Raw genomic sequence first — 14,140 nt, 5'->3', positions numbered from 1 at the left:
CCAATAAAATGAGGAGGTTTGACAATGGAGAGTTTTGTGGAAAAGTTTGAAAGAATGACCCCGGTAATTTTAAAATTTGCTAATGCCAAAGCGGTGGTTGCCATGAAAGACGGGTTGATGACCATTATCCCGCTAACCCTGATTGGTTCGGTGTTTTTGCTGCTGGCTTTCATCCCGCTGCCTGGCTGGAATGACTGGATGACCGGCCTGTTCGGCGCAAACTGGCAGGAGCCATTATTTCAGGTAGTTGGCGCAACCTTTGATATCCTTGCTTTGGTGGGCATTTTCGGCATTGCCTATAACTATGCTAAAAACGAGGAGTGTGAACCTGTTTCAGCGGGGATACTGGCCCTGGTGTCTTTCCTGATTGTTACGGCCTCATCAGTTACCGCCAAGAGCGGTGAAGTGGTTGGCGGTGTCATCCCCAAAGTCTGGACCGGTGGCAAAGGGATGATTGCGGCGATTCTGATTGGCTTGGCCGTTGCTTATATATATACCTGGTTTATCAAACGGCGGATTACAATCAAATTGCCGGAAGGCGTTCCCCAGGGGGTAGCCAATGCGTTTTCGGCATTGATTCCGGGAGCAGTTGTTATTACTTTGTCCTTTTTGGTCTATATTCTCTTTAAGAGTGTGGCTGGCAAGACGTTTATTGAAGTAATTTACCAGATTCTGCAAACACCGCTGCAAGGGTTAACCGGTTCGTTGTTTGGGGCGATTGTCATACCGTTTTTTATTTCTTTCTTCTGGTGGTTTGGCATTCATGGACCGGCAGTGGTTATGAATGGGGTTATGTCACCTATCGTGCTGGCCAATTCACTGGCCAATCAGGATATCGTCAATGCCGGCGGCAAGCTGATTGCCGGACAAAATGCTCACATTGTAACGCAGCAGTTTGTCGACCAGTTCATTACTTTTGGCGGTTCCGGTATGACGCTGGGATTGGTCTTGGCTATGATTTTTCTGGCGAAGTCGAAACAAATGAAACAGTTGGGAAAACTGTCCATTATTCCGGGGATTTTTAATATAAATGAACCGGTGATTTTCGGTTTCCCCATTGTATTCAATCCGTTGATGCTGATACCATTCATTCTGGTGCCCACGTTGTCCGGAATTATTACCTACTTTGCCATTGCTTCGGGTTTTATCGCGCCCTTTACTGCAGTACAGGTTCCCTGGACTACACCGCCGATCATTTCGGGCTTTATTATTGGCGGCTGGCAGGCCGCGCTGCTGCAGGCCCTGCTGATTTGTATGGCAGCCGTTGTTTATCTGCCGTTTTTAAAGGTGCAGGACAAGCAGCACGTACAGGAAGAGCAGCAGGAAGAACAGGCAACAAAAGCCGGGGCGGGAATTAGTTTATAAAGCAACAGGCTTTGGTAAACGTACGGATCAGTCACGGCAGGGACTTACTAATTTTCACAAGGAGGAAAAAGCCTTAGCGAGGTTCCCGGTCCGTGTCATGATAAGGGCAAAACAGGCCGGAGGCTGAATTTCCTGAGAAAACACAGGAAACTCAGGAAAAGGACTTAGGCGGTTGGACCCTAAAAAATAGCAATTTAAGGGGAGAGAGAACATGAAGAGAAAAACACTGGCAATTTTGTCACTGATTGTGGCAATGGGATTTGGTGAGACGGTTTGGGCCGCACCGGCTAATCCCTTTGATGATGTACCGAAAACCCATTGGTCCTACGCGGCGGTGGAAAAACTGGTACATGACGGGGTAGTAGCCGGCTATGATGACAATACCTTTAAAGGAGACCGGCCCTTAAGCCGTTATGAAATGGCTGTTATTGTAGGCAAAGCTATTTCAAAGTCGGAGAAAGCTGACACTGAGAACAAAGCGTTGATTGCCAAGCTGTCTCAGGAATATTACCGTGAGCTGGATAATATGGGAGTTCAACTGGCGGAGGTAAAAGAAAAAGTCGATAAGGTTACCCTCAACGGGTTTATGCGGGCCAAATATGACAGTGATACGGTGGGCGGAAAAACAAGCCCCGTCAATGGAAATGGCAATAAACATTTCTACATGGACTTTGAGGGAACTATGAAAGCCAATGAAAACTGGGATGTCCACTTCCAGAGTGAAACAAATGAAACGTACAGCACCAACCGCTCCTGGGGGGAAAATGACGGAACTTTCCAGCGGATCTGGGCTACCGGATCGGTCGGAGCGGTGGACGTAACCTTCGGTAAAAAGTGGTGGGGTTATGGCTCCAATGTAGCCTGGGGACACTCCGGCAGCGGTATCCAGTTTGATTATGCCGCACCGCAGTACAAAGTCAGCGTATTTAACTTTAAACCCACCCAGCTTGACGGCGACGGCAACGCTATTAATCTGACCAATGCCAGCAACACTTCGCTGTATGGTATGAATATAAACGCCGATTTGTCCAAAGTAGTCAATGCCAATTTGCTGGTTGGCGGCAATAAAGCAACCGGCGACGGCACAAAAAGTGATGGCTCGCTCAACCCGGATACGGGAATTACCCACTGGGGCGAAGTAGATCTGAGCGCCAAGCTGCTGAAGAATGTAAAGGTAACCGGTACTTATGCCCGGACCAACGCGGATGATTACAATTCCAGCCAGGAGTTCCGGCTGGATTACAAGGGCATGGACCTTAAACAGCCCGGCTCATTCGATGTATATCTCCGGTTGTTAAAATTCCAGAAATTTGGCGACCCCTCGCATGATGATGAATGGAGTTCTTTGCCGTCGGACATGAAAGGCTGGGTACTTGGGGTTGACTATGCGCTTGGAAAGGACATCCAATGGGCAACCCTTTACGGTAACCAGAAGCTAAATATTTCCGGCACAGATTCAAAACTGGCCAAAGACAGCACCAGAAAATTAATCCGTACGCAAGTTGACATCCATTTCTAGTTATCAACTTATCCATGAAATATTCGCAGCTCCCGTGTATTCGCAGTACACGGGAGCTTCTTTCATCTATAGCAAAGAACCCTCTTTTCATGTAGTCATGCAGAGGGGTCATATGTTGGTTCTATAATACAATACTATTATCTGATTATAGCACGGGAAACAGTCAAACGTACAGAAAAACGACCGCTTACAAACTAAATAGAGGAAGCGGGGAGTTGGCAGCTTCCCCTTAATCAAACAGCGGCTGCTTATCCGGGTTGGCCAGAAACTGAAACAGCGTCTTAATTTGTGCTTCCGTGTTGCGGTCAACCGACAGCTCCGGCAATTGATCGGGTGGGAAGAAGTTGACATCACTCGTTTCCATGCCTGGTGTCAGCTCGCCGCCAAGAACCTCGCACAGGATAAACAGTTTGTAGATATAATGGATATCCGGTGGATGGGCGTGGCGCTTTTTATCAAAGACAGCCAGCAGTTTTACCGCTCCGACTTGCAGTCCCGATTCCTCCCGGACTTCCTTGACCACTACTTCGCTGGGGCTTAGGCCGACATCGGCCCAGCCGCCCGGCAGCGACCAGCGGCCGTCAATTGTTTCGCGGACCATTAGTACCCGGCCGTCCTTAAAAATGACGCCGCGAACATCGACCTTCGGCGTGGCATAGCCTTTTTCATTAACAAATATGTCCTGTATTTGGCTAACCGGCTTTGCCGTTAAGTCGGCCAGCATTTTCTCACTTATTTCCTTTAGTTCCTGAAAACGTTCCAGATCATATTTATTTTCCGAATAGGTCAGCCCGTTCTGGGCAATCGATTGCAAACGCTGTATGTAAGAATGCCAATGCTCCATAGATGCTAGTCTCCTTTGCTAAATAGCACGATATATATAAATGCCGGAGGTGAACAACGCACCGACATGTCTTTATTGTACCAAAAAATTCCGGATTCCGTCCATAAAAAAGCAGCTATTGCCTTAGACAATAACTGCTTTTTTATACTAAAATCGCCGGGAGGTTATTCACCGGGGCTGATTGCACCGACCGGGCAGACGGAAGCGCAGGAACCGCAGTCAATACAGTTCTCGTCGATTGTGTATTGGGCATCTCCTTCGGAAATGGCGCCAACCGGGCAGACGGAAGCACAAGCTCCACATTTAATACATTCGCTGTTGATAGAAAACATGGTATCACCTCCTTTGGCAGATTCTTGTATTTCATTTATTATAAGAAAAGAGACAGACCAAGGCTGTGATGTAAATCACACCAGCCGGTCCAGGCTGCCGGTCCGGTTTTACCGGAAAAAGGTAACCGTCATAAGTATATAGTTCGAAATCTTTTATTAAAATCCTTTTTTTCGTATGTTTGCCTGGGAAAATGATTGCTGTATGACCGGCAGCCCGGGCAGTTGTGCCGAAAGACAAGCGCAGTAAATAAGCGGTAAGGCCGCCGCCGGCACCTCTATATTCTTAACGGTACCAACTGAATACATGCATGTAATGAATACGGTTTTTTAGAAACAAAAATAAGAAGCACTATGACTTGGCGCCAGTGCTTCTTATTAGCCATACGGCAGTTATTTAGTAGCGGTAGGGGATAAAAGGCCCCGCTTAGTCATTTCCTGTTCCGTACTGGTTAACCGGATGCAGAGAATGAGCAGTTCCATGGCCTGCTTTAATTCTGGCAAAGGGGGCAGGGTGGGGGCCAGACGGATGTTCTTATCCTCTGGGTCCCGGCCATAGGGATAAGTTGAACCGGCGGCTGTCAGTACGACCCCGGCTTCTGCCGCTTTGGCCACTACCTTTTTGGCGCAGCCGGGCAAGGTATTCAGACTGATGAAGTAGCCGCCGACCGGCCGGCTCCAACTGGCCAACCCGGAATCTTTCAGTGTTCCGTCAAGCAGCGACAGCACAGCGTCAAATTTAGGTTTGATGATGGCAGCATGTTTGCGCATTTGCATTTCAATGCCTACCCGATTCTTAAAAAAGCGAATATGCCGCAGTTGATTTAGTTTGTCGGGTCCGATGGTTTGCTGCAGCATCTGTTTTTTCAGCCAGGTAATATTAGTCTTGCTGGCGCCTACCATGGCAATACCGGCGCCGGGAAAGCTAACCTTGGAAGTGGAACTGAACATAAAGGCACGGTCCGGATGGCCGGCCTGCTTACAGGCGGTGAGCAAATTTAATAAACGATCCGGCGTTTCCGTCAGATGATGAACGGTGTAGGCGTTATCCCAAAGAATGCAGAAATCCGGAGCTTTGGTCGGCATAGCCGCCAGACGGTTTACAACCGTGTCGGAATAGGTAATGCCGGTTGGATTGCTGTACTTGGGCACACACCAAATCCCCTTAATAGCGGCGTCTTGCGCCACCAGCTCTTCTACCTGATCCATATCCGGACCCTCCGGTGTGTACCGGACAGGTATCATCTCAATCCCCAGATATTCACAAATGCCGAAATGACGGTCATAACCGGGACTGGGACAGAGAAACTTTACCACAGGAAGTGCTTTCCAGGGCTCTGGGCTGCTGGGAACACCGTGCAGCAAGGCACGGACGATCAAATCATGCATGAGTGCCAGGCTGGAGTTGCCATGGACAATAATTTCATCTGTGCCTACCTCTAAGATTTGGGCACATAATTCTTTTGCTTCCGGGATACCGTCGACACCACCGTAGTTGCGGCAGTCAACGCCATCGGCCGATCTATAGTCGGTCCGGTCAAGGCAATCCAGCAGCCCCAGCGACAGGTCGAGCTGTTCGCTGCAGGGTTTGCCACGGGACATGTCCAGTTTAAGTTTTTTCGCTTTAAATTCATCATATTGGCGGGACAATGCGGCATACTGCTGCTGCAGGCCTGAATCAGCCATTGTTTCCAATTCAGTCATTTTACATCGCGCTCCTTTTTATTCTTCTTCATTATACGCGACTAACTTAAACTCAGGCAACAGGTACGGTTAAAAAAACTCATGTATCTTGTATTCTGCACACAAAGGAGACATTATGTAAAATCATCAGCTGTGGTTGAGCTTTTTTTCTGATCGGCCAGCAGAAGGATGCTGCACACAATCAGTAAACCTCCCAGCCACTGCTGGTAAGTCATTGCTTCGCCCCAAAATAACACGGCCAGCAGCAGCGCGGTGAGGGGAAGCAGCCCGGAAAGTGCCGCGGTGGTATAAGCGTCACAGTACTTTACTCCCTCATAGAAGCAGACAAAGGACAAAGCGGTTATAACCAGCCCATACCAGAGCAAGGCGCCCCATTCCTGCCAGCCGATGGACCATAGAGCTTCAAGCGATTTTTCCCATAACGCCGGGATTAGGCAGAGCATGCCGGCGGCAACGGCGACCAGCATAGTTTGAATGAGCGGCTGGATTGGCAATTTGGCTGATTCATCTTTTCTTCTTTGTTTGCGGGAAATGACGTTAAAAACCGATTCGCAGGCGGCTGCCCCCAGCACGAACAGATTACCGGTCGTGTGCTGCCAGACCAGGGCTGCATTTGTCAGGTGATTGTTCTGCAATAAAATAATTCCGGTTACTGTACAAAGAATGCCCAGCGCCGTTTTGGCCGATAGTGGCTCGCGGAGAAAAAACCAGGCCAGCAATGCGGTGATGGCCGGTGCGGCCCCGGTCAGGATTCCCGCTTCTGCCGTGCTGGTCAAAGGAAGACCGGTAAGTAAAAGGATGCGAAACAAAAAGATGCCAAACAGGGCCTGACAGAACAAGGCTGCCCAGTCTGGTTTCTGCAGCCGGCGGATTGTGTGGAGGGTTTTAGCTGCGAAAAAAGGAAATAAACAAAGCAGCATAAGGCCTAGACCGGTTATTGTTATGGCGAAGCTGTCCAATGCCCCGGTAAGACTGCGGCCGGTGACAACCGAAGTGCCGGCCAGGGAAAAAGCCAGCATTAGATAGATATGTCCTTTATGGAGTTTCATTGGCATTCCTCACTTTTTATTAAATCATTGTTAGCAGGGAAATAATTTTTGTTATGTTATAATGATAATAAAATAACGGCAGTGGGGTAAGAGCCAGTTGACGGGCAAAGTGAAAGAGCCAGTTGGTGAGGAATTATATGTGGAAAATACAGTGGCAGGATAAAAAAGAATTGAGTTTGGCGCGGCAGATATTTCTTTCCCTGCGGGAACGTATCCTGGCAGGCCAATTGGCGGCAGGTGAAAGGATGCCTTCGACGCGGGAACTGGCCGGCAGCTTGGGTGTTTCGCGCAATACTGTCTGTGAGGCCTATGATATGCTGTTGGCTGAGGGCTTTACCGTCAGCCGTCAAGGAGCCCCGACCCGGATTGCCCGGGATGTTTGCCTGGACTACAAACCGGACGGTGTGGCAACTGCGCCGGTAAAGCCGGAAGCCGGCACTCCGGTGTGGGACTTTGCAACAGGGCGGCCGGATATAACTTTGTTTCCCTGGAAGCTCTGGAACAAAATGCTGGGAGAAGCCGCCGGCCAGTTGCCGCCCGGACAATGGGGGTATACCAGTCCGCAGGGATATGAGCTGCTGTGTGGGGAAATTGCCTGCTGGCTGTTGCGCAGCAGAGGGATGCTGGTAAAACCGGCCGATATTTTTATTACGGCCGGTGCGACGCAGGCTTTTTATCTGCTGGTTGGCTTGCTGCATAAGACTGGGGCACCTTTCGTGCTGGAGAATCCATCCCATCCGGCTATGTATACGGTTATTACCGATCGGGGGTATCCGGTCCAATGGCTGGAGGTGGATGAGCAGGGGGCAATTGTCGAGACACTGACGGAAAGCGCTGTTTCGGCCGTATATGTAACGCCGTCGCATCAGTTTCCTTTGGGCGGTATTTTACCGGCCGGCCGCCGTGCCGCCCTGATTCGACTGGCCCGGGATAATGATTTTTATATTATTGAAGATGATTATGACGGAGAATTTCGTTATGCCGGTCCGGCAATCAGTCCGCTATATTCTCTGGATGCTTCCCACGTGATTTATGTCGGGACTTTCAGCAAAACACTGTTTCCGGCATTAAGACTGGGGTTTGTCATACTGCCAAAACCATTACAGGAAAAATGGCGGCACTATCGAAAATATATGGATGTGCAAAACCCTGTGCTGGAGCAGGCCGCCCTGACGGCATTCCTTCGCACCAGGGCCATGGATAAGCATATCCGCCGGATGCGGCGAAGCTATGGGGAAAAGCGAAGCTGTTTTTTGCAGGCTGTTCAAGAACATTTCGCAGATTCGGTCTGTCCCTGGGGTGATGCGTCAGGATTGCATGTGGCGCTTCAGTTTCCGGGAGCGGAGTTCGGTGAGCGTTTTGTGGAGGAAAGTCGTGCTGCCGGACTGGGTATCCGGCCGGTGAACCGGCTGTATCCTTCGCTGCACGAACAGCACCGGGACAAGCTGCTTCTGGGGTACGGCCATTTGAATGCCGGGCAAATTCAGGAGGGCATGAGCGCTTTGCGCCGATTAATGGAAAGAGGAGACTATGGTTATGTCACAAGAGGAAGCTAATTCACAAGGAAACAGAAGAACTGTTCCTGAGAACTTGAATAGAGTACGGTTGGATGAGGCGCGACAGCTTCTGCGGACTTATTATGGATATACCGATTTCCGGCCGGGGCAGGCGGAGATTATCGGCAGTCTGCTGCAACGGCAGGATACGGTGGCCATTATGCCGACCGGGGCTGGCAAATCCCTTTGTTTTCAAATTCCAGCCTTGCTGTTGCCGGGAATTACCCTGGTCATATCGCCGTTAATTTCATTAATGAAGGATCAGGTGGACACGCTCTCATCGCTCGGTATTCCCGCTGCCTTTATCAATAGCTCGTTAACGGCTGCCGAGGTGGAAGCAAGAGTAGCGGCGGCACAAGTTGGTAAATACAAGCTGTTATACGTCGCGCCGGAACGATTGGAATCCGATTTATTTCAACAGGCGGTTCAGCGGCTGGATGTTTCACTGGTGGCCGTTGACGAGGCTCATTGCGTTTCCCAGTGGGGGCATGATTTTCGACCAAGCTATCGCTTTATCCCCACCTTCATTACCCAATTGAAGAAACGGCCAGCCATCGGCGCTTTTACGGCGACCGCCACCGATCAGGTGCGGCAGGATATTATTGGACTGATGAGGCTTATTGGGCCCAAATTGTATTTTAACGGTTTTGACCGCCCCAATTTATCTTTTTCAGTGCTCAGGGGTGAGAATAAGCAAAACTTTATTTTGAAGTATTTGGCCAACAATGAAGGTCGGTCGGGAATTATTTATGCGGCGACCCGTAATGAAGTGGACAACCTATATGAACTGCTTACTGCCCAAGGCTATCAGGCCGGCCGGTATCATGCCGGTTTGACGGATGAGGAGCGGAAGCAGAGTCAGGAACGGTTTATCCGTGACGATATTCGTATTATGGTGGCAACCAATGCCTTTGGTATGGGCATCGACAAACCGGATGTACGCTATGTTATTCATTTTAATATGCCAAAGAATATGGAGTCCTACTATCAGGAGGCCGGCCGGGCCGGCCGGGATGGCGAGCCGGCCGAGTGTTTGCTGCTTTTCGGCCCTCAAGACCCGTTGCTGCAAAAATTCCTCATTGATCAGTCGGTCGCAGAGGAAGAGCGAAAGAGCAGTGAGTTTGGCAAACTGCAGGCCATGGTTGATTATTGCCACACACCTGCCTGTTTGCGCAGTTATATTCTGTCATACTTCGGCGATACCGCCGCGCAGCTGGAATGCGGTAACTGCGGCAATTGCAACAATGATGAAGAATTAACCAATATCACGGTCGAAGCGCAGAAAATATTTTCCTGCGTCCTGCGGGTCAAGGAACGGTACGGCATTGCTTTTATCGCCGATGTACTGAAGGGTGCGAAAAATCAAAAGGTATTACAGCAAAACTGTCATACCCTTTCAGTGTATGGTATTATGAAGGATCGTTCGCTGCAGAGTATTAAGGATTTGATTAATCGCCTGGTCGCCACCGAATATCTGGCCTTGACCGAGAGCCAGTACCCGGTGGTGCGCATGACCGGCAAAGGGCTGGCGGTGCTGCAGAAGAAGGAAGAGGTCTGGCAGAAGGTACCACGGCAGCGCCGGCGTCAGGAAACGGACAACTCCCTGTTTGCTCTGTTGCGCAAGCTGCGTAAGGACATTGCCGACCGGGCTCAGGTTCCACCCTATGTTATTTTCGCCGATACTACTTTAAGAGAAATGAGTGAAACCTATCCCCTGGATGCCGCGGCGCTGCGGGCAGTTAAGGGAGTGGGCGAGACAAAGCTGGCGCGGTATGGCGAGGAGTTTCTGCAGGTCATCCGGGAATACGTCGCCGAGCATCGGCCGGTCGTGCCTCTGGCTGTACCTGTTGCCGCCGATGCGGATGAGGAACAGGATAAAGACCAAGATAAGGATAAGACGAACGAGGAACGTCCCAGCCATGAAGTGACGCTGCAGTTGTATCAGGAAGGGTTTGCGCCAGCAGATATTGCCCGGCAGCGTGACCTGAAGCTTATCACCGTTCAGGAGCATCTGTTCCGCTGCAGTCAGGAAGGTCATGTACTGGATTGGTCGCGGCTGATACCCCGGGAGCAGGAAGCCTTGATTTTGGAAAAAATCGAGGAATTGGGGGCGGGAAAGCTAAAACCGTTGAAAGAAGCCCTGCCGGAGAATATTGAATACGGGACCATCAAGGCGGTAATCTATAAATATAAACAGGCGTAATGTAAGACGCCCCCAGACTGTTGCTATTCAACAGCCTGGGGGCGTTCGTTACAGCTTACCGGCTAGGTTTCTACGAGGACTTTGTAGTTTTGGCTCAACCGGAAATATGCGGCAGACAGGTTAATATTCCAGCATTGCTTGCGTTTCCAGCCAGGTACGGACGCAGGCGATTACTTTTTTGGCGGCAGGCGATATGGAGGTAAGCGAGGGTGCGGCAATGCCGATGGTACGAAAATGAGGTTTTTCCAGTTCCAGCGTATGCAGGCCGTCGGCCAGGCGGAACAGTACCATTTCCGGCAATATGCTGATACCCAGGCCGCTTTGCACCATGGCAATAATCGTTCGGTCTTCGGCTACCTCAAATTTGACTTTAGGAACAATTTTGTTTTTTTGCAGCAGCCGCCGGACATCATCGTCTTTGCCCCAGGCCGGCATAATAAACGGTTCGTTTTTTATTTCGGCAAAGGTAATGAAGGGTTTTTCGCCCAGCGGGTGACCGAGCGGGAGAATGCAGAGCATTCTGTCACGGTTCAACGGCATGATCTCGAAGGCCTTGGAGGAAGGTGCGGAAATAAAGCCAAAATCCACCGAGCCATTGGCAATCCAGCGATCAATATCGTCGTAATCGCCTTCCAGCAGTTTTAATTCGATAGAAGGATGCTGACGTTGAAATTCCTGCAGGATGGGGGGGAGCCATTGAGTGGAAACACTGGCGAATGATCCAATCCGCACCGTGCCGGTTTCCAGGCCGTTAATTGCGGCTACTTCCTGTTTCAGCCGTTCATTCGCCTGCAAAATATCCCGGACATACCGCAGCAGCAGCTCGCCGTTGCTGGTTAGCCGGATACCCGCCCGATCCCGGATAAGCAGCAAAAAACCAAACTCCGCTTCCAGGCTGGCGATGGCGTGGCTGACGCCGGACTGGGTCAGATTGAGCGCTTCCGCTGTTTTGGTAAGACTGCCAAGCTCTACTGTGTTCAGGAACACTTGGTATTTGGTAATCGACATAACGGTCACCTCATTATTTTTTTTCATTTATCATATTATAAAGATTCTCTTTTCTAATGATAAGTATATACGTATACTAGGAAATAGGCAATCTTTGCTAGCTAAGTAACCACTGATTAATTCACGCTGCACGTCCTGACGGATCTTTTTCCGCTTGGCTGCGTCAGCAAAACCTTGCCATAGGGGCCGCTATTCCTGCGGTTTTACTTCTTTGCCAGACGAAAAAATCTCTCACCAGGCCGACAGGTTCATTTAATCAGTGGTTACCTAAAAAAGAATGTGGGGAAAGTCGATATGACTGCACAGCGAAAAGCGGATCTGTTATTGGTGCTGGTAACTCTATGTTGGGGATCATCCTATTTGTTTATGAAGCTGGGATTAGCTTCTTTACAGGAATTTAATCTGATCGGGCTGCGTTTTGGCATCGCTTTCGTGGTGGCGGCGGTAATCTTTAACCGCCGGCTGCGCAATCTGGACCGTAAAGTTCTTAAGGCCTCGCTATTTTTGGGGTCGTTGTTGTTTGCCTGTTTTGTGGCAATTGTATTTGGCGTAAAACATACAACTACCGCTAATGCCGGGTTTTTAATCAGCCTATCAGTTATTTTCGTACCGGTTTTTTCGGCGGTCCTGTTGAAAAAAGCGCCGCAGCGCAAGGTGTGGTTCGGAGCGCTGGCGGCGTTAAGCGGCATCGGTCTGCTTACGCTGCAGAGCCGGTTGAGCGTCAATGCCGGTGACGGCTGGTGTATTGCCGGCGCGGCCTTGTATGGGGCTTATATTATTGTGACAGGCATATTGACTCACAAGGTGGATTCGATTACGCTGGGCGTATTGCAACTTGGCGTTGCCGGTGGCTGGGGATTTGCCGTATCGGCTTTGACCGAGACACCCAAGCTGCCGGCAACACCGGAAAACTGGCTGTTTGTGCTTGGACTGAGTCTGTTATGCAGCGCTTTTGGCTTTATTGGTCAGACGGCGGCCCAACGGTATACTACGGCGGCTCATACGGGACTGATTTTTTCGCTGGAGCCGATTTTTGCCGCTCTCTTTGCCTTTCTGTTTACCGGTGAGACATTGACGCTGCAGGGCTACCTTGGTGCCACCGTGGTTCTGGCTGGCGTGATAAGCGTGGAACTGGACAGCAGCATGCTCAAAAATCTACTGTCGACCTCCCTGTGTGTTGCAAGAAAATATTGACCGGTTAGCCTGTTATAAATAAAAAATGCGTTGCTTCACCGTAGTTTGCGAAGCAACGCATTTTTATTTAACAGGACAACTGGGATAGGGATAATCCGAGTTGGGCTTTTACGGTTAAAGGCTGGTAGTTAGCAAATCAACCGCCGTCATGGCCATGGCCTTAGCGCCTACCAGCAGGCGTTCCTGCGCGTAGGGAGAGCCTGCTGCCAGGGCAAATTCCGGAGTATGGGCGGTTAATGGGCTGCCGATGGCAATATCGGGATGAATGGTGGGCACGGCGTGGCTGACATTGCCTACATCGGTGGAGCCATCGGCATCCTGTGACTTAAGCCGCGTGACTGTTTCACCGAGCAGCATCATGTTGTTCTGGTATAGCTGAAGTAGTTTGGGATGATTGAGCAGTTCTTTAAACAGCGGTTCATAGTGACAGGTTTCTACTGCCGTACCGGTTGCCAGGGCAACTCCTTGGGCAAGGCGCTGTACGGCTGGCAGGATAGTGGTTTCCAGATAGTGCGAAGATAAGGCGCGAATGGTAAATTTGGCTTCCGCTTCAGCCGGTACGATATTGGGAGCGATACCGCCTTTGGTAATCATGCCGGCGATGATGTTCTCCTGGGTAAAGGTATGCCGGAGCTGCTGCAAGCCCTGATAAAACATGACCAGCGCATCGAGAGCATTACTGCCTTTATCGGTCTTGCTGGCTACGTGGGCCGACCGGCCGCGGAAGGTCACTTGCAGTGGGTGAGAGGCATAGGAAGTGCCGCCCAGGTTGTTGGCATCTCCCGGATGAACAATCAGTGCGGCGGTCAGTTCGTCAAAAACACCGTCATTTGCCATACTGACTTTGGCACCGCTGGTTTCTTCGGCCGGGCAGCCGATTAAATAGGAAACGGCCTGGTTACCGGCTACTTCGGCAAAAGCCGCCGCCGCGCCCCAACTCATGGCGGCGATTAAATTGTGACCACAGGCATGCCCCAAACCCGGCAGGGCGTCATACTCGGCTAAGAAGGCTATTTTAGGGCCGGAATGTCCTTTTTTGGCGATGAAAGCCGTCTCATAGCCGCTAATTTTTTGTTGAACGGTAAAGTTTCTCTGCCGGGCAGCCTCCATCAGGCGTTGGGCTGCCTGATGCTCCTGGCCGCCAAGTTCCGGGTTCTGATGGAGAAAGAGGCTGATGGCCTCCAATTCCGGCCGCAGGGCGTCAATGATAGCAATAATCTGTCTTTTTTTTGCGTGTGTATCCATTGGACACCTCCGTTTCAGGGTTCTGAGGAAAGTCCTAAGGAACCGCCGATTTAGTGAGCCTGTCGTTCTGGTAAGCGATTTTTCGTTTGGCAAGGAAACAAAACCGCAGGAATAGTTCCGCTCT

Annotated in this window: 11 protein-coding genes; 5 read left to right on the top strand and 6 right to left on the bottom strand. The window is 50.4% G+C overall.

The window, feature by feature from the left end:
• Positions 1-24 precede the first annotated feature (24 nt).
• Both BMW43_RS02175 and BMW43_RS02170 read left to right on the top strand, forming a co-directional pair.
• Positions 25-1,365 (top strand): PTS sugar transporter subunit IIC, encoded by a 1,341-nt coding sequence (locus tag BMW43_RS02175; RefSeq protein WP_091743767.1) that lies wholly within the window; start codon positions 25-27, stop codon positions 1,363-1,365.
• A gap of 211 nt (positions 1,366-1,576) precedes the next feature.
• Positions 1,577-2,884, top strand: a complete 1,308-nt coding sequence (locus BMW43_RS02170; RefSeq protein WP_091743766.1) for an S-layer homology domain-containing protein — start codon at positions 1,577-1,579, stop codon at positions 2,882-2,884.
• A 229-nt stretch (positions 2,885-3,113) separates the two neighbouring features.
• Here the strand turns inward: BMW43_RS02170 and BMW43_RS02165 are convergent, their stop codons facing one another.
• The 4 genes from BMW43_RS02165 to BMW43_RS02145 form a co-directional block, all read right to left on the bottom strand.
• Positions 3,114-3,728, bottom strand: coding sequence for an NUDIX hydrolase (locus BMW43_RS02165; RefSeq protein WP_091743765.1), 615 nt, complete (start codon positions 3,726-3,728; stop codon positions 3,114-3,116).
• Between the two features lie 164 nt (positions 3,729-3,892).
• Entirely contained in the window at positions 3,893-4,060 is a 168-nt protein-coding gene (gene fdxA / locus BMW43_RS02160; RefSeq protein WP_091743764.1) for a 4Fe-4S ferredoxin, read from the bottom strand.
• 390 nt (positions 4,061-4,450) lie between these two features.
• Positions 4,451-5,761, bottom strand: coding sequence for an aspartate aminotransferase type Ic (locus BMW43_RS02150; protein ID WP_091743762.1), 1,311 nt, complete (start codon positions 5,759-5,761; stop codon positions 4,451-4,453).
• Between the two features lie 113 nt (positions 5,762-5,874).
• A complete protein-coding gene (locus BMW43_RS02145; protein WP_091743761.1) occupies positions 5,875-6,810 on the bottom strand; it encodes a DMT family transporter in 936 nt (311 codons plus the stop codon).
• A 137-nt stretch (positions 6,811-6,947) separates the two neighbouring features.
• Here BMW43_RS02145 and pdxR point away from each other — a divergent pair, with 137 nt between their 5' ends.
• Both pdxR and recQ read left to right on the top strand, forming a co-directional pair.
• Positions 6,948-8,366, top strand: a complete 1,419-nt coding sequence (gene pdxR, locus BMW43_RS02140) for a MocR-like pyridoxine biosynthesis transcription factor PdxR (RefSeq protein ID WP_091743760.1) — start codon at positions 6,948-6,950, stop codon at positions 8,364-8,366.
• On the top strand, positions 8,347-10,569 hold the full coding sequence (gene recQ, locus BMW43_RS02135) for a DNA helicase RecQ (RefSeq protein WP_091743759.1): 2,223 nt from the start codon (positions 8,347-8,349) through the stop codon (positions 10,567-10,569). Before pdxR ends, recQ begins: the two co-directional genes overlap by 20 nt.
• Positions 10,570-10,689: 120 nt before the next feature.
• Here recQ and BMW43_RS02130 read toward each other — a convergent pair whose 3' ends face one another.
• Positions 10,690-11,577, bottom strand: a complete 888-nt coding sequence (locus BMW43_RS02130) for a LysR family transcriptional regulator (protein ID WP_091743758.1) — start codon at positions 11,575-11,577, stop codon at positions 10,690-10,692.
• Between the two features lie 294 nt (positions 11,578-11,871).
• Between BMW43_RS02130 and BMW43_RS02125 the strand changes: the two genes are divergently transcribed.
• On the top strand, positions 11,872-12,771 hold the full coding sequence (locus tag BMW43_RS02125; RefSeq protein WP_091743757.1) for a DMT family transporter: 900 nt from the start codon (positions 11,872-11,874) through the stop codon (positions 12,769-12,771).
• Between the two features lie 114 nt (positions 12,772-12,885).
• On the opposite strand, the gene BMW43_RS02120 is transcribed toward BMW43_RS02125, so the two are convergent.
• On the bottom strand, positions 12,886-14,016 hold the full coding sequence (locus BMW43_RS02120) for an amidohydrolase (RefSeq protein WP_091743756.1): 1,131 nt from the start codon (positions 14,014-14,016) through the stop codon (positions 12,886-12,888).
• Positions 14,017-14,140 lie beyond the last annotated feature (124 nt).

It is taken from the genome of Propionispora vibrioides, assembly GCF_900110485.1.
Taxonomy (GTDB): Bacteria; Bacillota; Negativicutes; order Propionisporales; family Propionisporaceae; genus Propionispora; species Propionispora vibrioides.
The sequence above is the reverse complement of the archived record's forward strand: the minus strand, read 5'-3'. Positions and strand labels throughout refer to the sequence as shown.

Coding starts and splice junctions, on each gene's coding strand:
- BMW43_RS02175 (WP_091743767.1), top strand. CDS start 25: ATGGAGAGTTTTGTGGAAAAGTTTGAAAGAATGACCCCGGTAATTTTA.
- BMW43_RS02170 (WP_091743766.1), top strand. CDS start 1,577: ATGAAGAGAAAAACACTGGCAATTTTGTCACTGATTGTGGCAATGGGA.
- BMW43_RS02165 (WP_091743765.1), bottom strand. CDS start 3,728: ATGGAGCATTGGCATTCTTACATACAGCGTTTGCAATCGATTGCCCAG.
- fdxA (WP_091743764.1), bottom strand. CDS start 4,060: ATGTTTTCTATCAACAGCGAATGTATTAAATGTGGAGCTTGTGCTTCC.
- BMW43_RS02150 (WP_091743762.1), bottom strand. CDS start 5,761: ATGACTGAATTGGAAACAATGGCTGATTCAGGCCTGCAGCAGCAGTAT.
- BMW43_RS02145 (WP_091743761.1), bottom strand. CDS start 6,810: ATGAAACTCCATAAAGGACATATCTATCTAATGCTGGCTTTTTCCCTG.
- pdxR (WP_091743760.1), top strand. CDS start 6,948: ATGTGGAAAATACAGTGGCAGGATAAAAAAGAATTGAGTTTGGCGCGG.
- recQ (WP_091743759.1), top strand. CDS start 8,347: ATGTCACAAGAGGAAGCTAATTCACAAGGAAACAGAAGAACTGTTCCT.
- BMW43_RS02130 (WP_091743758.1), bottom strand. CDS start 11,577: ATGTCGATTACCAAATACCAAGTGTTCCTGAACACAGTAGAGCTTGGC.
- BMW43_RS02125 (WP_091743757.1), top strand. CDS start 11,872: ATGACTGCACAGCGAAAAGCGGATCTGTTATTGGTGCTGGTAACTCTA.
- BMW43_RS02120 (WP_091743756.1), bottom strand. CDS start 14,016: ATGGATACACACGCAAAAAAAAGACAGATTATTGCTATCATTGACGCC.